Here is a 21,187-nt window from a genome sequence, read left to right on the forward strand (position 1 = left end):
ACAAATACACCGGCCCCTTGGGCCGGTGTGATTTAAAACTCTTCCCATTCATCACTCTTGCCGGCTGACTGAGCGGCTTTGGTCGTTTTCTTGCCCGCTTCAGCAGCTTTGACGCTGCGTGTTTGCGCCGCCAGTAACTTGGGACGCGCCGCTGCGTTGTTGGCCGATGTGGCTTTGGGTGCAGCGGCTTTACGCGCCGCCCGGGGTGTTGCACTGCCACCAGATTGGCCATCGAGCTTGAATACGCTGACCACACCACCAAGCCGCAGCGCTTGCTCTTGCAGTGAAGCCGCCGCCGCCGCCGCCTCTTCCACCAAGGCGGCATTCTGCTGCGTGATCGTGTCTATTTCGGTGATGGCGTCATTAATTTGCGCAATCCCTGCACTTTGCTGCAAGCCGGCTGCCGTGATTTCACTGATGATATCGCTGACCCGCCGCACACTTTCCACCACTTCGTTCATGGTATTACCGGCCTGATCAACCAAGCGCGTCCCCTGCTCCACTTGGTCGACGGAGGCATTAATGAGATCCTTGATTTCCTTGGCCGCGCTGGCAGAACGCTGTGCCAGATTACGGACTTCCGAGGCCACGACGGCAAACCCGCGACCTTGTTCGCCGGCACGCGCCGCTTCGACGGCGGCATTGAGTGCCAAAATATTGGTTTGAAACGCGATGCCATCAATCACGCCGATGATGTCGACGATCTTCTTGGACGCTGCATTGATGGCCCCCATGGTATCGACCACTTGCGCCACCACAGCACCGCCGCGCTGCGCCACTTCACTGGCCGAATGCGATAATTGATTGGCTTGGCGCGCATTATCGGCATTGTGTTGCATGGTGGAGGTAATTTCTTCCATCGATGAAGCGGTTTCCTCGAGCGAGCCGGCTTGGGTTTCGGTGCGATTCGATAAATCCATATTACCGTGTGCGATTTCGGATGAAGCCAAGGTAATTTCATCGCTACCTTGACGCACCTCGCTCACGACCTGCATCAAACTCGCATTCATCTCCTTGAGGGCTTGCAGCAACATACCGGTTTCATCACGGCTGTGGATATCAATCTGGCTGGTCAAATCACCGGCCGCCACGGTTTGCGCCACTTTGACGGCATAGCGCAAAGGCAAGGATACAATGCGCGCGATGAACACGGCCAAACCCAAACCCAGCGCGATACTCAGCGCCAGAACCAGCAAAATCAGCAAACGCGAGCGCTCATATAAAACAATACTATCTTGGTAAGCTTTGGTCCCGCCCTCGGCATTGATAGTGACCAGTTTATCGACGAGCTCACGTAACTTGGTATTCGTATGCGAGGAATCACCGCGCAAAATCGCCACCGCATCGGCTGCATTGCCGGCACGAACCAAGGCCATCATTTTTTCAGTTAATTGTAAATAAGCGGCACTTTGCTGTTGATACTCCGCATAGAGCGCGCGTTCTTGCGCTTCACTGATCAAAATGCTGTAGCTCGCCTCGTTTTCCTTGAGGCCGGCCACGGCTTCCTGAGTACGTTTGATATATTTTTCAACTTCTTCAGGATTTTCCGCAAACACCATCTGCGCTTCTTGAGAACGGATGCGCGACAGCCTTTCCTTGATCGCCATCGTCACTTTCACGCTCGGCATCCAATTGGTACCGAGCTCGGTGGCCGAATGATTGACTTGCGCAAGCTGGTAAATCGCAAACAAGCCGATGAAGCTCGTCAGCAGCAAGAGGAAAGCAAAGCCGATCAATAGCTTTGCCGAGATTTTCAAATCCTTGAGAAACGTCATGTTCTACCCCGTGAAATGTAAAAGACAAGCAGCGGAAAGTTTTACAGCCGCCGTGAACAATGCGTACCACGCCTGACACCGGCTAACAGCAATAGCAGAAGAGCGAAACATCCAAGATTGTTACCGCCAGGGAAATGACAGCGCTGGCGAAGATCAGAGAAGAAACAGCGAACTGTTAAGTCAGAAAAATGTATTGAAGAAAAGAAAAAGGGCTCATGTATTATCATACAGAAACCCTTTGCTTCACACCTTGGCAAGGAAATATTGCGTTAAATCAGCCTTACTACAAGGTAGTAACCACCTTCACGCTGGCATCGACGGCCGATTTTTCTATGTAACCGATACCACTGGGATTGGCGGCGACCGCCTTTTTGACTTCTGCGCTGGAATGCAATTCCTTAGGAGCACTGGCCTTGCCGGTAAACACCAGCTTGGACCAGATCGCTTTGACTTCCGATAAATCTTTGTCGCACACTTTTTTATAGAATTCGGCCCGCAACGGCGAATTTTCGGCCTGATCAACCGGTGTAAACATGGGCGATTTTCCAAGGAAAAATTGCGATGCCTGGGCACTGGTCATTGCCGTTGCTGGGTTGTTAGGGTTGACGATCACCACGATTTCCGCCGCCTCTGCTGTCGATGCCGCCAAAATGGCGATCAACAACGATAGGTTTACTAATTTTTTCATCACTACATCCTTAAAATACGAAGTCCACGCCAGCGGCCAAGACCGTGACAGGGCCGGAAAAACCCGGTTTGGCGTTCACAAACACGCCGTTGCTGCCGGCCGTCGGCGTCATGCGGTCGATCTGGACTTTTAGTGCGGCCGATTTATTGAAATCCCAACGCACGCCAACACTATTACTGGTTTGCAGAACAGCATTCGAAGCGACCGTGTTGGCACCCAAGGACAATACTTGCAAAGGCCCGGAAGTTGGCAAACCGGCTACGCTGCGGGCACTGTCTTGTGTTGCCGAGGCATGATTAAAATAAGGCAAGAATGCGCCGATTCGGTAACCGGCCATGGTGTACCACGAGGTGGTATTCGGTACCGTCAAGCTATCGGTCTTACGCTTACCGTATTCAGCCTGAACCACGATGTTTTTCCAGTCCACACCCAAACCGAGCGAGGTGAACGAGGCTTTAGTGTTGTTGACAGCCAATTGACTGGCTACGCTGCTGAAGCCGTAATGCGTCAGAGCACCAAGCAAGGCATTCACCGTCATACCATTATCGACCGTTAATTTGCTATCGACGCGACCGAAGCGTACTGTGAACGGGCCATTTTCGGCGAGCAAATGGATGCCACTCATATTGCGTAATTTAACCGTGAAGCCGGCGGCATTATCGCTGTCGGTTTTGCCGTAGGCAAATTGTGCCGTCACGGCCGTTTCACCGAAAGAAGTTTGATACACAGCATCGACGCCATCGACACTCTCCATCGGTACCTGAGTGTACATTTCCACCGGCGGACGGATCATGGTGTTGGCATAGCCAACATTGCGGTAATCGGAAATCATGTACACCGGCAAACCGATGCGACCGGCGCGAAAACTCAGGCTGTCTGACACCTTGGCTTTGACAAATAACCAGCTCAGCTCGGCACCGAAGCTGTCGGTGACGTTTTTACGTACCAGACCTTGGCCGGTAGCAGACAGCCAATCAGTGGCTTTGGCCGTCAGTTGCAAACCGAGATTCGAATCGACCCCAGTGCGCGGCGTAGTCGTGACGCCGGCGACTTGGTTAGGACGAGCGAATTCAGCATCGGAAGTATTGCTGCGCGTTAATGCCGCCGTGCCAAAGCCGCTGAAGGTGAAGCGCGAGTCTTCCTCGGCCCAGGCGCTGGAAACGGCGGCCGACATGGCCAACAAAACAATCAGTGGTTTTAAGTTCATGCTAACTCCTCAGTAGATGGCGCATTTTAGGCCCTCACCCCGGTCTGAGTTAGAAGGAAGTTTCCAATCGGAAATTTTTTTATGGCAAAATTATTTGCTTTTACGAATATTTCTTATGCGCAAAATTTTACTATCCCCCTATGAGGACGCGCACCAAGCTGATCTGTTTGCCAAGCATTGATTGACAGCCACACAGGACTATGGAATTCACATTCCATGACAAATTCGTGGCGGATTCGATACAAATTTTGAGCCAATCTGGCAAAAAAAACGGCAGCCCAAGGCTGTAATGCCGTTCAGTTAAGCAGTTTTTCGCACAATACGAACGGCATAGCGGTTTGGTCTAGCCTTGACGGCCCGGTCGTATTGACGATCGGGCCGTTCGTCATTGAGGAGGCTAACCAGCCTTTCGCGTAGATGCTTCATCGAAGCGGGCAGCTTGCCATAGGATCTGGTGACGGCAGCCCAATGCAGCTCGAACTGGATCAAGTGGAATGCCCGGATAAAGCTCACTTCAGTGGGCTCGCACTTGACCGTCAAGGCCGCCTTGGCGATCTCCAGGCGGATCAGGTTGTAGGCAATCAGAGTGCCCCAGATTTCCTGATAGACGCCGTCTGTTGTTTTCGAGCGCAGGGTCAGCGCTGTGCCCAGCATTGTTTGCTTGAGTTCGCGGTAGCTCGTCTCGATGCCCCAACGACGCTCGTAACAGTTGGCGATATCGACGGGCTTGTAGCGGCGGCGCTCACGCAACGAGGTCAGTAGAACGCGTTTTCGCGCCTGCTGATCGACAACGGTGATGGCACGCGCCTCCCAGAATTCTGCCAACTCGGGGCACTTGGCACGGGCCTGCGGCGACACCCGCATCCGGACGATGCAATCGTTCTCATCGCCCTCGATCAGTTCCCATCGGGTATTTGATTTGGCGGGAATAATAAAGTGGCGATCCGTGCCGTGCTGCGTCAAAGCACACAGGATTTCCGCAGACAGAAAGCCGCGATCGAAGACGGTAAGCGATTCATTGGGCACATCAGCGATCAACTGCTTTGCGTACAACATCTCATTGGTGCCGTAAGGGCCGAACGCGGCACTGTGAACGATATGCGTCGGCAAAGCGGTCAGTGTCACGCCGCGTACTTGCGGATAGCTGGCGAGAGCACCGCTGGCGTAAAGTTGGGCGCCGAAATGGCTCCGGTTCTCGACGTTGTCATGGGTGCGCAACGTGGTGCCGTCCATAGCAAACAGTTGCAGCCCTTTAAATAGATAGGCGCGGCGATCCTGGCCGCTCCAGTGACGGGCGGAGTGATCGAACAGCCACTTCAGCGGTTCGGAACCAAGGCGCTGGCGCGCCTGTGCCGCCGCACTCTTACTGACAAAAGGCGTTTGCGAATCCGGCACCGCCAATCCGAGATCATCCAATACTTCGCCGATGGACTTGTGGCGATACAGCGCCAACGCCACCATTAGCCAAACCACTTGTTCGGCCGGCAGCCGCCGATGGCGAATGCTGGTTGCATCGGTGCGCTTCACGGCCTGTTCGATCCACTCGATAGGCAAATGCTCGCCAAGTCGCCGCCAGTCGGGTGACTCAAGGTGGTTTGCCAGGAAATGAAGGGTATCGTCGAACATTGCGACGAAGGTTAACAGCATGCCGTAACGTTTACAACCACTAAATAAAAATGCCGTTCAGTCTTAACTGAACGGCATTAAGCCCAAGGCTGCCGCTTTTTTCACAGCGTATGCTTTACGGCGTCGTCGCATCGCAATCGGTTTGCTTGGCCGTCATGCGGCAAGTGCGCAGCACTTTACCCTGCAGGTTCCAGGCCCGCACTTGCCAATGATCAACATAGCGTTCCATCGTCATGAAGCCGACTTCGTTAGAATTGCTGAAATGGGCAACTTTAGCGCCGGCAAACGGCGTGACATCGGCCGCCAGCGGTTGCGGTACTGGCGTATCGAGCGAAGAACCGCCATTGCCACTGACAAATTGGGTCGGATGGTCGGTGGCAAAAGTCAGGGCTTCGAACAAATGCACATGGCCGGCAATGGTGGCGTGAATATTGGCAGCAAACAAGCGTTGCGGATGAACTTCTTGCAACAGCGCCTGCAGTGCCGCATTGCCTGGTTTCACATCCAAACCGCCGCTGCGTTTCTTTTCTACCGCCAAGCCCAACACCGGATGATGCTCGATGAATAAATTGAAGTCAGCCGTGCCGGCTAAACGGTCGACGGTTTGAATTTGCTCGCGGTAAATCGGATAGGCTGGGTCGTCCAGCGCGAGGGCTTTGTTCGGCACCTTGGCGCTGTCGAACACGATGATTTGCGCCAACTCGCCACCGACGCGACCGAGTGGTACCGCATACGGGGCGCTGTAATCGCCGCGTAAATCATTGCTTTCAAGATTGCAATCACGGCCCGCTTGCAAGGGCCGCGGGTCGAGCAGGCGCCACCAGCCTTGGCCAGCACGCGCACACGATTCATGATTGCCACGCACCATCACCCATGGCGCGGTTTTGAGCAAGGCCGCGGCCGGATCGAAGAAATCGGCATGCCAAGTATCCCAGCCATAACCCCAAGGGCTGCCGGCACACTCAGGATGATCATCCGGGCAAGGATTTTCACGATAATGATAATCGCCGACGTGGACCACCAGATCGGGTTTGAACTGTGCAGCTTTAGCGATCATGGAACGGAACGCCCATTTTTCACTGTCATTACAAGGTTGATAGTAATTGTCGGCTGCCTTGAGACGGCAACCGCTGTCACCGATCACGACAATTTTTTCTATCGCGGCCGGCGGCAGAGCCAGCGTTTGTGAACCGATGCGCGCTTGTTTGGTGCCAGCCGCGATCACGGCTTCACAGGTCAGCACTGGAAACGCCGATGGTTTCGAGATCTCGCTCTTGCTGGCAGTTTTACGCTGCGCTTCGGTGGCAGCGGCGGCGCGTACTGTCATCGGCAGCACCACACCATCTTGCACCAAGGCAGGGCAGGAAGCAGCGCTGGTAATGGCACGGGCGATGGCTTGCCCGTTTTCACCGAGCACCACCCAACGCGCTTTGAGCTCGGCATCTTGGTCGGGCGCGCGTATGCCTGTACAGGCGCTCAACAGCAGTAAACTGCTCACAGACATGAGCACAGATAATTTCATCACGGGTGTCTCCTGATAAGGTCACAACAACAAATAGTCCGCCATACTAAGCGATGCAGATGACAACAGCATGATAGGACCCTGATCATACGCCCAGCGCCGCATAGGCATGACGTTTGAACTCGAAGGAAAACGGGTGCCAAAAACTCATCAAGCGCTGCGTCATCAAGATACCGGCAATATTGTGGCGCGGTGAAATCCACCAATGCGTTCCGGCAATACCACCCCATTCGAATTCACCGTGCGCCGTCGGCGGATCGATGCTCGATGGTGCCAGCGTGACGGCGCCGCCTAGCCCGAAGCCCTTGCCCGGTACCGCACCGATGCCGGGAAAACTCAATCCCATGCCAGCAGGCAAATGGTTCTCCATCATCAAGGCGATGGTTTGCGGCCGCAGCAAGGTCGTGCCACCTGGCATAAAACTGCGTAGCAGCGCCAGCATGTCGGGCAAACTGGAGACCAAGCCACCGCCACCGGAAAGGCGCGCCACCGGCATGGTGAAGGCCCCCGGATACGGCGAGCGTTCAAGCCGGCGCAAGCCGCGCGCGAGCACATTGCTGACATCGACACCGGCATAATAGGCAGTCAGGCGGTGCACTTGCTCGGGCGGCACATGAAAGCCACTGTCATGCATCTGCAAGGGTACAAAAATACGCCTGCCGATAAAGTCGTCGAAACGCTCGCCGCTGACAACTTCAACCACGCGCGCCAGGACATCACTGGCGATCGAGTATTCCCATGCTTGCCCGGGATGAAAACTCAGCGGCAGCGCGGCCAGCGCATCGACCATCTCGGCCAGACTGGTAAAGGCATTGAGCACCTTGGCCTCGTTGTAAGCGCGATACAGCAAGCTGCCGTGATCGAGTAAGCCGTAAGCGAGTCCGGAGGTGTGATTCAAACATTGCCGCAAGCTGATGGCGGAGCGCGCCGCTTCGGTCTGATCGAGCGACGTGGCGCCAGGCAAAAGCACGCGCCGCTGCGCCATCTGCGGCAGATACTGTTCCAGTCTGTCATCGAGCTGCAACTTGCCATCTTCCATCAGCAGCAAAATCGCTATCGAGGTAATCAGTTTGGTATTCGAAAACACCCGAAACAAATGATCCTCGCGCAAGGGAATCGCCTGTTCTTTATCGGCCCAGCCGCTGCAGTGCTGATACACCAAATCGCGCCCGACCAGTAAAGCACCGGAGACGCCGGCGAGGATGTCGCGGTCGACGTATTTTTGCATCGATGAATTTACTTCAGCGAAGTCGTAGCCCATTTCGTTTATGATCATTTGCTGGAAAAAAATGTCAGTACTGATAACAGTACTGTTTTATGTTTAAAAAATTTACCGTTACTGAAACTGCCGACTATGCCGACCTCCTCGCCACGTACATTGTTGACTTCACTCTATCATAGCGCCGTCGCCGCAGTCAGCGCTGAAAAATGCCTGCCGGCCTATTTGCCGGCACCGCCGGCACATGGTCGCACTATTGTAATCGGTGCCGGCAAAGCCGCGGCCGCCATGGCCTTAAGTGTTGAGCAACATTGGGATGCCCCCCTGTCGGGCTTGGTGGTCACCCGTTATGGCCACGGTGCACCATGCCGTCGCATCGAAGTAATCGAAGCGGCGCACCCGGTGCCAGATGAAGCCGGGCAACAAGCGGCCCTACGCATGCTCGCCATGGTAGACAATCTGACGGCCGATGACCTCGTGCTGTGTCTGATTTCGGGTGGGGGCTCGGCCTTGCTGGCCTTGCCGGCGGCCGGCATCACGCTGACACAAAAACAAGCGATCAATAAAGCATTGCTCAGAAGCGGTGCCGCCATCGGTGAAATGAATTGTGTTCGTAAGCATTTATCGGCTATCAAGGGTGGTCGGCTCGCGCTGGCCTGCGGCGCGGCGCGCGTGCTCACCTTGATGATTTCCGATGTGCCTGGCGACGACCCCGCCATCATCGCCAGCGGCCCGACCTTGGGCGACGACAGCACTTGCGCACAGGCTTTGGCGATCTTGGAAAAATATCAGATCGCCATCGAACCAGCCATCCGCGCGCATCTGAGCTCGGGACGCGGCGAAACGCCGTCTACTGACGATGTGCGTTTTGCCAATCACCAACATATCATCATCGCCACGGCCGACCAAGCACTTGCAGCGGCAGCGGCAACCGCACAGGCGGCCGGTATGACCGCCCATATTTTGTCGGATGGCATGGAAGGAGAAGCGCGCGACATCGGGCTCATGCATGCGGCGCTGGCACGCCGGGTGGCTTTGCAAGATCAACCGTTTACGCGTCCCTGCGTGTTGCTGTCAGGCGGAGAAACGACCGTGACCGTGCGTGGCAATGGCCGCGGTGGCCGCAACGCGGAGTTTTTACTCAGTTTGGCGCTCGCGCTCAAAGCCCATCCGAACATTTATGCCATCGCTTGTGACACCGATGGCATCGACGGTTCGGAAGATAATGCCGGTGCCATTTACAGCCCCGATTTCGAGCAGCGCGCCGCACTGCTGCAGTTGTCGCCGAAATTGATGTTGGAAAACAACGATGCCTACAGTTGCTTCGAGGCTTTAGGTGATTTATTGATCAGCGGCCCTACTCGCACTAACGTCAATGATTTCAGAGCAATTTTGATTTTGTGAATAGGCCACTGTGGCACTTATAATGTAGGCTCAATACCCAACATATGGGTTCGATGATGCTAATGGCATGCAATCTTCCTAAGCTGAATTGTCATTGCTGTTTTTTTGCGCAGCATGGTGGCCGCTGTGGGCTACTTGCTGCGCTCGGCCGCTCAAAGTTCCCCCTTGTGTTGATGCTTTACATCCTTGCTAAAAAAGGTATATGTGACTTCTTTTGTTTCACCCATTTTGCCGCGCTTAGAGCTGACAGGCATCTGTAAAAGCTATCCCGCCGTAATCGCGAATGATCATATCGATCTGCGTGTTGCTCCCGGTGAAATTCATGCGGTACTCGGTGAGAACGGTGCCGGCAAATCGACCTTGATGAAGATTATCTTCGGTGCCGTACAACCAGACGCCGGACGCATAGTATGGAACGGGAAGGAAGTAAAAATTGCCACGCCACAGCATGCGCGCGCACTCGGCATCGCCATGGTGTTCCAGCATTTCTCGCTGTTCGACACCTTGACCGTGACCGAAAACATTGCACTCGGTTTGGCACCCGGCATCAATATGAGCGAATTGGCCGAACAAATTCGCCTCACCGGTGCCACCTACGGCTTGGAGCTCGAACCACAGCGCCATGTTCACACGCTTTCGGTAGGCGAACGGCAGCGCGTGGAAATCGTGCGTGCCTTGCTCACGCGACCACAATTACTGATCCTCGATGAACCGACTTCAGTGCTCACGCCGCAAGCGGTACAAAAGCTCTTCGTGACCTTGCGACAAATCGCCGCCGAAGGCTGCAGCATCTTGTACATCAGCCATAAACTTGATGAAATTCGTGAACTCTGCCATTCCGCAACAGTCATGCGTATGGGCAAAGTGACCGCACATTGCGACCCCGCGGCAGAAACTGCCGCCAGCCTGTCGCGTCTGATGATAGGTGAGAGTTTGCCGCTGCCAGCCGCGCCAAGCGCGGTGACGCCGGGTGCCGTGCGCTTGCAACTGAGCCAATTGACGCTGCCGAAAGCCCATGCATTTGCCACCGCACTGGCATCGATAGAACTAGCCTTACGTGCCGGAGAAATCGTCGGCATCGCCGGGGTTTCCGGCAATGGCCAACAAGAATTGCTGGCCGCCTTGTCCGGCGAAGACCGGCGTTGCGCACCAGCCACGATCCGTTTGCACGAGCAAGCAGTCGGCCAGCTCGGCCCGCATGCACGCCGCGCGCTCGGTCAAAGTCTGGTGCCGGAAGAGCGGCTGGGACGCGGTGCGGTACCGGAATTGAGTCTGACCGAGAATATGCTGCTGTCGCAGCAGCAAGCACCGTTCGTGCGCCGCGGCATGATCAATTTCCCCCACACCATCAAAGCTGCGGCCGATATCATCCAACGTTTTCGCGTCAAGGCATCGGGGCCGGCGGCACCGGCGCGCAGCTTGTCGGGCGGAAATTTACAAAAATTCATTGTCGGCCGTGAAATCATGCGTGCCCCCAGCGTATTCATCGTCGCTCAACCGACTTGGGGTGTCGACGTCGGTGCGGCGGCCCAGATACATGCCGAAATTCGGCAACTGCGCTTGGCTGGTTGCGCAATTCTGGTGATTTCCGAAGAACTCGATGAATTATTTGAATTATGCGACCGCCTGCATGTGATCGCCAAAGGACGGCTCTCGCCTTCAATCAACACAGCGGCTGCCAGCCGCGAACAAATAGGATTATGGATGAGTGGATTATGGCATGACGATGGCAGCACCCTTGCTGCGGAGGTAGCCCATGCTTAAGCTGGAATTACGCGCGAGCTCCTCGCGCACGATGGCCTACGCCTCACCGGTGCTGGCCTTAATCCTGACGATATTGTTCGGCGGCTTGGTGTTTCTGGCGCTGGGTAAGAATCCGCTGGTCGGACTGCAAGTATTCTTGCTTGAACCGCTGCGCAATACCACCGCGATTGCCGAACTCTTGCTCAAAGCCACACCGCTGGTGCTGTGCGCGCTCGGTCTGTCGGTCTGTTACCGCGCCAATGTGTGGAATATCGGTGCCGAAGGACAACTCGTGATCGGTGGTTTGGCCGCCGGGGCTTGTATCGTTGCCTTCGACCATGACAACCCTGTCTTAGCCGGCGGCTTGGTACTGCTGCTCGCTTGCATCGCCGGCATCGTCGGTGGTGCTGCTTGGGCTGCGATCACGGCGTTTTTGCGTGACCGTTTTCATGCCAATGAAATTCTGGTGTCACTGATGCTGACCTATATCGCTCAATTGTTGCTGATGTATGCAGTCAACGGGCCCTTGAAAGACCCGAACGGCATGAATTTCCCACAATCGAAAGTGTTTTCCAGCGAATACTTGCTGCCGCATTTATTTTCCGGCACGCGCTTGCATATCGGCTTTGTCGTCATGCTCGTCGCCACCTTACTGATGACGGTGTTCATCTACCGCAGCTTTGCCGGCTTTCGCCTCACCGTCGGCGGTATGGCACCGTTGGCGGCGCGCTATGCCGGTTTTTCCAGCCGCAAAGCACTCTGGACTTCCCTGCTCATTTCCGGCGGCTTTGCCGGTTTGGCCGGGGCCTTCGAGGTGGCAGGTCCAATCGGCCAAGTTTTGCCCTCGATTTCACCCGGTTACGGCTTTGCCGCCATCATCGTCGCCTTCATCGGCCGCCTCAACCCTATCGGCACGCTGTTCGGCGGGCTGGTTTTGTCGCTGTTTTATCTCGGTGGTGAGCTGGCGCAATCGCGGCTAGGCTTACCATCGGCGATCACCGGTCTGTTTCAAGGCATGCTGCTGTTTCTGCTGCTCGCTTGCGACACCTTGATCAATTACCGCCTGCGCTGGAAGAACTGAGTATGGAAAATTTTGCTGCCCTCATCGCCGCCTCGATCAATTCCGGCACCCCCTTACTGATCGCCGCGTTGGGCTTACTGATCAATGAACGTGCAGGCGTGCTCAATCTTGGTGCCGAAGGCATGATGCTGGTGGCCGCCATCGTCGGCTTCGCCGTGGCCCATCAAAGCCATGTGCCGGCACTCGGCTTTCTGGCCGGTGCCGTATCCGGCATGCTGATGGCCAGCCTGTTCGCCTGGCTGACCCTGGTACTGGCCACCAATCAAGTCGCCACCGGACTGGCCCTGTCCATCTTCGGTGCCGGTCTGTCGGCCTTCATCGGCCAAGCCTTCGTCGGGCAATCCTTGCCGGCAGGAAAGCATGGCATTCCCTATCTGCAAGACTTGCCCTTCTTCGGTAAAGCCCTGTTTGACCAGCATAGCGCCGTCTATTTCAGCCTGCTACTGTGCGCCGGCATCGCCTGGTTTTTATACCGCAGCCGCGCCGGGCTGGTCTTGCGGGCGATCGGTGAATCGCCCGAATCGGCTCATGCACTCGGCTATCCGGTGCGCAAGATCCGCTATGCCGCCCTGCTCTTCAGTGGTGCGTGCTGCGGCATCGCCGGTGCTTATCTGTCCATCGTCTACACGCCGATGTGGGTGGAAGGCTTGGTAGCTGGCCGCGGTTGGATCGCGTTGGCACTGACCACCTTTGCCACATGGCGCCCGGCACGCGTCTTGCTGGGTGCTTTACTGTTCGGCAGCGTCACGATCTTGCAGTTTTATTTCCAAGCCATCGGTATTGCGATTCCATCGCAAATTTTGTCGATGTTGCCGTATCTGGCCACCATCGTCGTGCTGGTGCTGATTTCACGCAATCCGGATTGGATACGCCTGAACATGCCGGCGTCGCTGGGCAAGCCCTTCCGTCCTTAAGGATACATGCCGGCCCGCTGTTTTTGAAATTTGTTCGTTCACAAAAGGAAGCTGATTATGAAAATTTCCCGTCGAAAAACCCTGGTAGCAGCGCTCTCGCTGGCCCTGCTCAGTCTTGCCGCTTGCGGTAAAAAAGAAGAAGCCAAACCGGACAGCGCGGCCCCTGCCGCCGCTGCCAGCACGGCAACCGCTACGGTCGAGCCGCTCAAAGTCGGTTTCATCTATGTCGGCCCAGTTGGCGACGCCGGTTGGACTTATGCCCATGATGCAGCACGTAAATTGGTGGAAGCCAAATTTGGTGATAAAGTCAAAACCACCTTTGTTGAAAATGTCCCGGAAAGCGCCGCCGATGCCGAACGCGTAATTCGTGATCTGGCTACGCAAGGTAACAAAGTCATCTTCGGTACTACCTTTGGCTATATGGAAGCGATGCTGAAAGTAGCGAAAGATTTCCCTGACGTAAAATTCGAACATGCAACCGGCTACAAAACCGCTGCCAATCTGGCCCAATACGATGTACGCACCTATGAAGGCGCGTATCTGGCTGGTGTCGCCGCCGGCAAATTGAGCAAATCAGGCAAGCTCGGCATCGTCGCTTCGGTACCGATTCCTGAAGTACTGCGCAATATCAACTCGTTTGAACTCGGCGCACGCAGCGTCAATCCGAAAGCCACTACTAAAGTCGTCTGGGTAAATAAATGGTTCGATCCGGGCAAAGAACGTGAAGCTGCCATCACCTTGGTCGGCCAAGGTGTCGACGTGCTGATGCAAAATACCGACTCCGCCGCCGTGGTGCAAACTGCCGAAGAAAAAGGCGTGATGGCCTTCGGTTGGGACAGCGACATGAGCAAGTTCGGTCCGAAAGCCCATGTGGCGGCCTCGACCATCGATTGGAGCGGTTACTATATTTCGCGTATCGATGCCGCGATGGCTGGCACTTGGAAATCGGAATCGACTTGGTGGGGTTTGAAGGAAAACATGATCGACCTGAAAGCCTTCAACGGCTCGCTGTCGGAAGAAGTGAAAAAGCTCATCGCCGACAAACGCCAAGGCGTGATTGATGGTACGGCACCAATCTGGAAAGGTCCGATCAAAGACAATACCGGTAAAGAAGTGCTGGGCAAAGACGTGGTGGCCGACGACAAGTTCTTACATGAAATTAAATTCTACGTCGAAGGTGTGGAAGGCAAAGTACCGGGCTAATTTCTCGGTCAGCAAAAAACGCCCGGCACCGTCCGGGCGTTTTTTTTGCCGTTTCAGTGGCAGACGATGGCCGCCGCCTCGGCAATGATGCGACGCAGCCACTGCACATCGGCCGCCGCATGCACCCGTTCATGCCAGAGCATGAAGAATTTCATTTTCGGCATGGCTATCGGCATCGCCAACACCTCGATGGGATTATCGCGCGCACATTGCATGGCAAAGCTGCGGCTGGTGGTAAACACCAGATCGGTCTTAGCCAAAATGTGCGCCAGCATGCCGAAATACGGTATCGTCATTTGTATCCGTCGTTTCAAACCCTGCTCAGCCAAGGCGCTGTCGATGATGCTGCGATGACCGGCCATGTAGGGCGTCGGTGCCAAATGCGCCATCTCGAGATAGTATTTGAGCGACAAACCCTTGCTGAGCACCGGATGACGGCGATTGACCATACACACGATGTCATCTTCAAATAATTGTGCGATATGCAAATGCTGTGGCAAATCAGGCCAGTTCCCGATCACGCAGTCGAGTTCCCCCGATTCCAGCGCCGCGGCATAATCAAAGCCGGCATTCAAGGCATGCACGACCAAGCCGGCTTGCGGCGCTTGTTCGCGCACTTTTTCCACCACCAAGGGCAGTAGCAAGGCACTCAGATAATCGGGCGCGCCGAGATGAAATACCCGCTGTGTGCTGGCCGCGACAAATTCCGGTGCCGGACTGGCGATGCGCTCCAACAATTGCAGCGCCTGGCGCGCCAAGCCCAGCAATTCTTCGCCGCGCGCGGTCGGCGTCATGCCATTTTTTCCGCGTACCAATATCGCGTCGCCGGTGATCTCACGCAAGCGCTTGAGCATATTACTGATGGAGGGCTGCGACTGACCCAATTTCATGGCCGTGCGCGTCACGCTGCGTTCGCTCAGCAAGGTATGCAAGACGCGCAGCAAATTGGTATCGAGCTGATCGAGCAGCCGAGTACTCATGTCACTGCCATGGCCGCGACGGCAGTATCGCAAACCAGGTCACCGTCGACAAACACTTTCAAATCGCCGGCAGAAAATTGCGTCCATTGTTCATCGATGGTCAAGGCCTGCGTCACGATCACGGCCACCTTGTCATTCGGCGTCGTGACTTGGGCGAAATCGACCAGCACTTGTTCATCCGACAAATTGGCGGTGCTAAACGGATGCTGACGAATGATGTAAAACAATTTGGTCGAACAATGAGCAAACATCGCATTGCCGTTCGAAAGCATCATGTTGAAGGTACCGTAGGCGGCAATTTCGCCGGTAATGCGACGCAAAAAATCAGTTTGCGCTGCCAGATCAGGCAATTGATCGCCGAATTGCGCGCGCATTTGCTGCAAAATATAGCAAAAAGCCCGTTCACTGTCAGTACTGCCAACCGGATGAAAACTGCCATCCAAAACCGGATGAAAATCTTTCAAGTCACCGTTATGGGCAAACACCCAGTAGCGGCCCCAGCATTCGCGCACAAACGGATGGCAATTTTCCAGCACCACCTCGCCTTGGGTCGCTTTGCGTATATGCGCGATCACATTTTTCGACTCGATCGGGTAACGCTTGATCAATTCAGCCACAGGCGAACTGATCGCCGGCCGATGATCGACGAAATGGCGCACGCCACTGCCTTCGAAAAAGGCGATACCCCAACCGTCTTTGTGTTCATCCGTCAAGCCACCACGGGTAGCGAAGCCGGTGAAACTGAACACAATGTCCGTTGGGGTATTACAATTCATTGCGAGTAATTGACACATGATGCGAATGGATGAAATCGATCAACTACCTTACCATAGGAAGAAGGGATTTTGCTCGTTTGTTTGAGGCATCCCAACACCGCGCGCAGATCCCCTAAAAAAAACCAGAAGACGGCCGGAATTGAGCAACTCTCGGCTGAATAAACAATTCTTCCGCCCATCAAGTCCGGCAGCTTCTGGTCTGGCACGGTCGTCAGCGAATGTCGGTGACAACCGTGTCGTAAGCCTTGCCAGCAATGAGCACGTTCTTCAGAGTGATGCCGTTCACGTTGTAGGCATAGATAGGGCCGGGAACGGTGGCACTGGCAGGCCCGGCGGCAGTCGGTGTACCAAAATTACAGTTGGAAATGGTCACACCGCTGATTGGGTAAACCGTCGGTACCGGCAGTGCGCCGTTGTAGTCAAACGCCACGGGACCTTGCGCGACGATCGCCTGGAAGCAGGATCCCGTCAAGCTACCCGAGGTAATGTTGCCAACGATCACATTTGAAATGTTGATGTTCTGCACTAACGGCGCGCGTGTTCTGATGGCGTCCTTGGACGGCTGGTAATCGCAATCGAAAGTAATGATGCCACCCTGCGAAGCGGAGGGATTGGATGCCGCCGCGGTAGCCACGCCTAAAGGAGCGCTCAATGAGATCGGGCTGCCAGGCAGCATGGCGGTGCCATAGCCCGCCCCCTTCAGATTCACGCCGTTGGGCAGCGAGACATTGTCGACATAGAAATTCTTGACGTAGCCGCCGCGATTCATGTTGGTTTTGATGCGTATGGCGATGTTCAAGGAGTCAGTCTTGTAGTTGACGTTTTGCATCGTCAGGTTGCGGGCGTAGATATTCTGAATCCCGGCACCCATTTCGCTGCCCAGCGTAATTCCACCGTGGCCGCTGTTCATCGTGCAATTCTGGATCACATGGTCTTGGGCCGGGCCATATTGCGTATCGAGATTCTTGCCGGACTTGATTGCGATGCAATCGTCACCGGTATTGAAGGTCATTCCTTCGCACAACACCGTCGTACACGCTTCCGGGTCGAAACCGTCGTTGTTCGGGCCGATGCTGTCGACCAGAACGTTACGAATCACCACATTCGTGCAGTGAACCGGGTGCATTTGCCAGAACGGCGTATTGTTGGTCTGGTAGTTTTCCATCAGGACGTTGGTGCAGTCGATGAATTCGACCATACACGGACGCAGGTAATGACCCAAGCCAAAAATGCGCTGGCTCACTGGTACGCCGGCTTCTGACAGCGCCGGCAGATAATTCTGATCCTGCTGCCATGGGGTGATGGGGTTGGTCAGCAGCGCGTACAGAGCGGCATCGATGCTCGGCTTGACGATCTTCAAATCAAGATTGAGCGCGTTATTGGTCGCGCAGGAAGGCGTAGTCCCCGCGGCATTGACACCATACGAGCTCTTGTTTCCTTTGTACGTCCACCAGCAGGTGGCGGTATCGCCGCTGCCGGCGAACGGCTTCATCGACTGCGCATTAAGGATCGATGTCTGCGGGCTTTCGCCCGTGAGCGCGATGTTGGTCTGGTTGATCGCGTAGATCGGCGAGCCGAAGTTGATGCAACTGTCGGACTGCCACCGGCTGGTATAGAGCTTGCCGTTGACACCACAGTCAATCGGGCCATCCTTGGCATAGTCTGCTGGATTGTTGCTGAAATAAATCGTGCAGTTGGCACTCAAGTGGAAGTTGACGTTACTTTGCAATACGATCGGTCCGGCACAATACCAGTCGCCGGAGGGTACCACGACCCGTCCGCCGCCGGCCTTATTGCAAGCATCGATGGCGGCGAGAAACGCTGGTCGCGAGTCGAAGGAACCCAGCGCCGGCGTTTTGTCGGCGTTGGTGCTCAACGCCGATGTTGAATAGGGGTTAGCCTGAGCCACGACGGCGCACACTGCGGCACCATAGGCCGTTACCTGATAGTCGGCGGCCCTGAACCCAGCCTGTGAGACGCCCTTCAATGCGGTGACGATCTTATCTACCGCACCGAAAGGTCCCCAGATGGGGTCGGCGCTCACCACGCTGCTGTCGCTACTGTCGCTGCTGCCCCCGCAAGCACTCAAGCCGCCAAACATGGCCAAGCCCAAGGACGAACCGGCGACGCCAAGGAACTGCCGACGCTTAGGCAAAGCTAGTGCGCGCTCTTGTTGCTGCAGCTGGCTGGCTGAAAGTTGGTGCTTAAATGGCGCTTTGCTCATCTTGTGTTCTCCTGTATTTTTTTAAGGGTAATCAGTGCATTGACTCGTCGGGTGGCTTTGGTTTAACCATCTGTCCGGCGCGGGCCAGGGAAACGCGGATTGAATCCGTATCGCCCTGGCGTCACTAATTTTTTTTGAAAACTGCGATGTATCGACACATCGTAGTTAACAGTTATCATACAACATAATGTGAAAAGTGGTGAATTAATCCCATACCTGAACAGATCGATGAATATGCGCAGCTTCTCAGCTTCTCGGGCGAGGATGAGATAGCACCAGACGATACTGTTAGTTTTTTTACTTGAATCTATTCGTATGCCCGCAACAAAAATCCTCGTTGACAAGCAAAATCACCTGAAGATATCAGACAAGCTATCATACCCTTGCCTGCTACAAAAAACCGTGCTGGTCCGCCCCAAATGCGTCCGGCGAACCAAGGCAAGCAATGCTATTTCGGGCTGAAAGTGCACATTGGTTTGGACTCGGCCGATGCTGGCAACTTGCTTCCAGCTGCGCAAGTGTAAGCCTTAAGTCCTCGGCAAACAAATCGAGCGATGCTCATTTGGCGTGGCGAATTCAACGGCGCTTTGCACGTGGTCTTAACGTGTTTCAAGGCGATCAAATGAGGTTCGCGTGCCAAGTACTGCGATTTGTCGGTTTCCTCCCAACTTTTGCTTATTGAACAATGATTCAGAGCACCGGCAAATCTGCCTCCCTGTGCTACGATATCAGTACGGTGTAACACATGAAAGCGAAGACCATGAGCGAAGCAACTTTCACCTTCCGGGTCGATGAGGACCTGAAAGATCAATTCAGCACGGCCGCAAAGAATCGTGACCGCACTGCTGCCCAGCTACTGCGCGACTTCATGCGCGACTTCGTCAAGCAGCAGAAAGCAGCCGAACATGACATCTGGTTTCGCCATCAAGTGCAAATCGGTTTGGACTCAGCCAATGCTGGCAACTTGCTTCCAGCGGCTGAAGTCGAAGCCAAGTTCGCGGCTAAACGGGCAGCTACGCGCCGCCGGCTGGAAACCATCGTCAAATGATGAAACTGTTTTGGACGCGCGAGGCGACCCAAGACCGCGAAGACATCTATGATTACATTGAGGCCGACAATCCGGCCGCCGCCTTGGCCCTCGATGAACTGTTTACAGAAAAAGCTGGCCGTTTGGTGAATCATCCAAGCTTGGGTCGGCTTGGCCGTGTAGCGGGTACCCGCTAACTGGTAGTTCATAAAAATTACATACTTATTTACGATAACGCCGGCGATCTGGTGCGAGTGCTGCGCGTGTTGCATGTTGCCAGACAATGGCCGTCAAGTTCATATTAAGTCAGTTCGGGGCGAAGGCCATACGGTCCAGCGCGATTCATATCTCCAGCACGCTGCGCTGCTCTGCTTTGGCAGAGCTGTTATTTTCCAATACAAAACCGCGAAAATATAACGCCCAGCAAATCATCGGAACTGAATTCCCCGGTAATACTATTGAGCCGGTCTTGCGTAAGCCTTAATTCCTCGGCAAACAAATCGAGCGATTGATCATTTTGCGCGGCGAATTCAGCGGCGCTTTGTAAATGTTCGTGCGCGTGTTTCAAGGCGATCAGATGACGTTCGCGTGCCAAGTACAGCGATTCACCGGTTTGCTCCCAACCTGCAATGCGCAGCAATTCGGCGCGTAGCAAATCGATACCCAGATGTTCTTGCGCCGATAAATAAATATGCGTGGCGTCGCTCATCTGGTCGACCGCGCTATGGTGACCGGACAAATCGATCTTGTTCCAAATGCGGATTACCGGCACGCCTTCGGGAAAACGCGCGACGATGGCTTCGTCGGCCCGGGTGGGGCCACGGCCGGCATCGAGCAAATGTAAGATCACATCGGCTTTGTCGACTTCGGCCCAGGTGCGTTCGATACCGATGCGCTCGACCGTATCGATATGGTTGACGATGCCGCCCTGCTGCTCGAAATCGTCATCGTCGTCGTGGCGGATGCCGGCGGTATCGATGATGTTGAGCGGGATGCCTTCGATATGGATGGTTTCGGTCACCTTGTCGCGTGTGGTGCCGGCGATCGGTGTAACGATGGCGATGTCATCGCCGGCCAAAGCATTGAGCAAAGAGGATTTACCGACATTCGGCTGGCCGGCCAACACCACATTGAGACCGGCGCGCAGCAAAGCGCCTTGGGCCGCTTGCTCAAACACTTTTTGCAGTGCCAGCTGGATCTGACTGAGCTGGGCGCGCGCGTTCGATTTTTCGAGGAAATCGATTTCCTCTTCAGGAAAATCGAGCGTCGCTTCGACCAGCATACGCAAATGCACCACTTGCTCGACCAAGGTATTGATCACCTTGGAAAACGCCCCCGACAGGGATTGCGAAGCCGATTTTGCCGCCGCTTCGGTTGAGGCTTCGATCAAGTCGGCGACCGCTTCGGCCTGCGCCAAATCGAGTTTATCGTTAAGAAACGCGCGTTCCGTGAATTCACCGGGCGCGGCCAGACGCAGCCCGATCGCTTGACCGGCTTCGAGACAGCGCGTCAGCAGCATCTGCATCACCACCGGGCCGCCATGACCTTGCAGCTCCAAAACATCTTCGCCGGTGTAAGAATGCGGTCCGGCGAAAAACAGAGCAAGACCTTGATCGATGATGCTGCCGTCGGCCTGCGTGAATGGCAGATAGCTGGCATGGCGCGGCTTGAGTGTCTGCGCACCGAACAAGGTAGTCAGCAAGGGGCCCAGCTGTTTGCCGGAAATGCGTACCACCCCGATGCCGCCGCGTCCGGGGGCGGTGGCGATGGCGACGATGGGCAGGGTATCGTGAATCAT

General features: G+C 55.2%; 17 protein-coding genes. 7 read left to right on the top strand and 10 right to left on the bottom strand.

Features of this window, described 5'->3' with window-relative positions:
* Nucleotides 1-32: 32 nt before the first annotated feature.
* From RHM61_RS05580 to RHM61_RS05605, 6 genes are all read right to left on the bottom strand, one after another.
* Entirely contained in the window at nt 33-1,775 is a 1,743-nt protein-coding gene (locus RHM61_RS05580) for a methyl-accepting chemotaxis protein (protein WP_322250149.1), read from the bottom strand.
* A gap of 283 nt (nt 1,776-2,058) precedes the next feature.
* Complete coding sequence (locus RHM61_RS05585) at nt 2,059-2,463, bottom strand: hypothetical protein (protein ID WP_322250150.1); 405 nt, start codon at nt 2,461-2,463, stop codon at nt 2,059-2,061.
* 10 nt (nt 2,464-2,473) lie between these two features.
* Entirely contained in the window at nt 2,474-3,670 is a 1,197-nt protein-coding gene (locus RHM61_RS05590) for a hypothetical protein (RefSeq protein WP_322250151.1), read from the bottom strand.
* Nucleotides 3,671-3,970: 300 nt separating this feature from the next.
* The gene (locus tag RHM61_RS05595) at nt 3,971-5,296 is read right to left on the bottom strand and encodes an IS4 family transposase (RefSeq protein ID WP_322251044.1); all 1,326 of its coding nucleotides are present in this window, start codon (nt 5,294-5,296) and stop codon (nt 3,971-3,973) included.
* Between the two features lie 115 nt (nt 5,297-5,411).
* Nucleotides 5,412-6,818, bottom strand: a complete 1,407-nt coding sequence (locus RHM61_RS05600; RefSeq protein ID WP_322251045.1) for a metallophosphoesterase — start codon at nt 6,816-6,818, stop codon at nt 5,412-5,414.
* An 85-nt stretch (nt 6,819-6,903) separates the two neighbouring features.
* Nucleotides 6,904-8,079, bottom strand: coding sequence for a serine hydrolase domain-containing protein (locus RHM61_RS05605; RefSeq protein WP_322250152.1), 1,176 nt, complete (start codon nt 8,077-8,079; stop codon nt 6,904-6,906).
* Nucleotides 8,080-8,172: 93 nt separating this feature from the next.
* Here RHM61_RS05605 and RHM61_RS05610 point away from each other — a divergent pair, with 93 nt between their 5' ends.
* The 5 genes from RHM61_RS05610 to RHM61_RS05630 all read left to right on the top strand — a co-directional run bounded on the left by RHM61_RS05610 (nt 8,173) and on the right by RHM61_RS05630 (nt 14,382).
* Complete coding sequence (locus tag RHM61_RS05610; protein WP_322250153.1) at nt 8,173-9,441, top strand: glycerate kinase; 1,269 nt, start codon at nt 8,173-8,175, stop codon at nt 9,439-9,441.
* Between the two features lie 228 nt (nt 9,442-9,669).
* The gene (locus tag RHM61_RS05615; RefSeq protein ID WP_322250154.1) at nt 9,670-11,205 is read left to right on the top strand and encodes an ABC transporter ATP-binding protein; all 1,536 of its coding nucleotides are present in this window, start codon (nt 9,670-9,672) and stop codon (nt 11,203-11,205) included.
* Nucleotides 11,198-12,265, top strand: a complete 1,068-nt coding sequence (locus tag RHM61_RS05620; protein WP_322250155.1) for an ABC transporter permease — start codon at nt 11,198-11,200, stop codon at nt 12,263-12,265. The genes RHM61_RS05615 and RHM61_RS05620 overlap by 8 nt, the downstream gene beginning before the upstream one ends.
* 2 nt (nt 12,266-12,267) lie before the next feature.
* Entirely contained in the window at nt 12,268-13,179 is a 912-nt protein-coding gene (locus tag RHM61_RS05625; protein WP_322250156.1) for an ABC transporter permease, read from the top strand.
* Between the two features lie 57 nt (nt 13,180-13,236).
* Nucleotides 13,237-14,382: a BMP family ABC transporter substrate-binding protein gene (locus RHM61_RS05630; RefSeq protein WP_322250157.1), complete on the top strand. Its 1,146-nt coding sequence runs from the start codon at nt 13,237-13,239 to the stop codon at nt 14,380-14,382.
* Nucleotides 14,383-14,435: 53 nt separating this feature from the next.
* On the opposite strand, the gene RHM61_RS05635 is transcribed toward RHM61_RS05630, so the two are convergent.
* The 3 genes from RHM61_RS05635 to RHM61_RS05645 all read right to left on the bottom strand — a co-directional run bounded on the left by RHM61_RS05635 (nt 14,436) and on the right by RHM61_RS05645 (nt 18,362).
* Entirely contained in the window at nt 14,436-15,362 is a 927-nt protein-coding gene (locus RHM61_RS05635) for a LysR family transcriptional regulator (protein ID WP_322250158.1), read from the bottom strand.
* Nucleotides 15,359-16,156, bottom strand: a complete 798-nt coding sequence (locus RHM61_RS05640) for a class II glutamine amidotransferase (RefSeq protein ID WP_322250159.1) — start codon at nt 16,154-16,156, stop codon at nt 15,359-15,361. Before RHM61_RS05640 ends, RHM61_RS05635 begins: the two co-directional genes overlap by 4 nt.
* Nucleotides 16,157-16,349: 193 nt before the next feature.
* Nucleotides 16,350-18,362, bottom strand: coding sequence for a glycoside hydrolase family 28 protein (locus RHM61_RS05645; protein ID WP_322250160.1), 2,013 nt, complete (start codon nt 18,360-18,362; stop codon nt 16,350-16,352).
* 760 nt (nt 18,363-19,122) lie between these two features.
* On the opposite strand from RHM61_RS05645, the gene RHM61_RS05650 reads away from it, so the two are divergent.
* Together RHM61_RS05650 and RHM61_RS05655 are read left to right on the top strand one after the other, a co-directional pair.
* Nucleotides 19,123-19,410 carry a hypothetical protein gene (locus tag RHM61_RS05650; RefSeq protein WP_322250161.1) on the top strand — a complete coding sequence of 96 codons (288 nt, stop codon included), beginning with the start codon at nt 19,123-19,125 and terminating at the stop codon, nt 19,408-19,410.
* Complete coding sequence (locus tag RHM61_RS05655; RefSeq protein ID WP_322250162.1) at nt 19,407-19,586, top strand: type II toxin-antitoxin system RelE/ParE family toxin; 180 nt, start codon at nt 19,407-19,409, stop codon at nt 19,584-19,586. Before RHM61_RS05650 ends, RHM61_RS05655 begins: the two co-directional genes overlap by 4 nt.
* Nucleotides 19,587-19,774: 188 nt before the next feature.
* Here RHM61_RS05655 and mnmE read toward each other — a convergent pair whose 3' ends face one another.
* The gene (gene mnmE, locus RHM61_RS05660) at nt 19,775-21,187 is read right to left on the bottom strand and encodes a tRNA uridine-5-carboxymethylaminomethyl(34) synthesis GTPase MnmE (RefSeq protein ID WP_322250163.1); all 1,413 of its coding nucleotides are present in this window, start codon (nt 21,185-21,187) and stop codon (nt 19,775-19,777) included.

This window comes from Undibacterium sp. CCC3.4 (assembly GCF_034347425.1).
Lineage (GTDB): Bacteria > Pseudomonadota > Gammaproteobacteria > Burkholderiales > Burkholderiaceae_D > Undibacterium.

What these genes read in the sequence shown, in the direction of transcription:
- RHM61_RS05650 (WP_322250161.1), top strand. Translation starts at nt 19,123, where the DNA reads ATGAGCGAAGCAACTTTCACCTTCCGGGTCGATGAGGACCTGAAAGAT.
- RHM61_RS05640 (WP_322250159.1), bottom strand. Translation starts at nt 16,156, where the DNA reads ATGTGTCAATTACTCGCAATGAATTGTAATACCCCAACGGACATTGTG.
- RHM61_RS05580 (WP_322250149.1), bottom strand. Translation starts at nt 1,775, where the DNA reads ATGACGTTTCTCAAGGATTTGAAAATCTCGGCAAAGCTATTGATCGGC.
- RHM61_RS05635 (WP_322250158.1), bottom strand. Translation starts at nt 15,362, where the DNA reads ATGAGTACTCGGCTGCTCGATCAGCTCGATACCAATTTGCTGCGCGTC.
- RHM61_RS05600 (WP_322251045.1), bottom strand. Translation starts at nt 6,818, where the DNA reads ATGAAATTATCTGTGCTCATGTCTGTGAGCAGTTTACTGCTGTTGAGC.
- RHM61_RS05585 (WP_322250150.1), bottom strand. Translation starts at nt 2,463, where the DNA reads ATGAAAAAATTAGTAAACCTATCGTTGTTGATCGCCATTTTGGCGGCA.
- RHM61_RS05590 (WP_322250151.1), bottom strand. Translation starts at nt 3,670, where the DNA reads ATGAACTTAAAACCACTGATTGTTTTGTTGGCCATGTCGGCCGCCGTT.
- RHM61_RS05645 (WP_322250160.1), bottom strand. Translation starts at nt 18,362, where the DNA reads ATGAGCAAAGCGCCATTTAAGCACCAACTTTCAGCCAGCCAGCTGCAG.
- mnmE (WP_322250163.1), bottom strand. Translation starts at nt 21,187, where the DNA reads ATGATTCACGATACCCTGCCCATCGTCGCCATCGCCACCGCCCCCGGA.
- RHM61_RS05610 (WP_322250153.1), top strand. Translation starts at nt 8,173, where the DNA reads ATGCCGACCTCCTCGCCACGTACATTGTTGACTTCACTCTATCATAGC.
- RHM61_RS05625 (WP_322250156.1), top strand. Translation starts at nt 12,268, where the DNA reads ATGGAAAATTTTGCTGCCCTCATCGCCGCCTCGATCAATTCCGGCACC.
- RHM61_RS05605 (WP_322250152.1), bottom strand. Translation starts at nt 8,079, where the DNA reads ATGGGCTACGACTTCGCTGAAGTAAATTCATCGATGCAAAAATACGTC.
- RHM61_RS05655 (WP_322250162.1), top strand. Translation starts at nt 19,407, where the DNA reads ATGATGAAACTGTTTTGGACGCGCGAGGCGACCCAAGACCGCGAAGAC.
- RHM61_RS05630 (WP_322250157.1), top strand. Translation starts at nt 13,237, where the DNA reads ATGAAAATTTCCCGTCGAAAAACCCTGGTAGCAGCGCTCTCGCTGGCC.
- RHM61_RS05620 (WP_322250155.1), top strand. Translation starts at nt 11,198, where the DNA reads ATGCTTAAGCTGGAATTACGCGCGAGCTCCTCGCGCACGATGGCCTAC.
- RHM61_RS05595 (WP_322251044.1), bottom strand. Translation starts at nt 5,296, where the DNA reads ATGTTCGACGATACCCTTCATTTCCTGGCAAACCACCTTGAGTCACCC.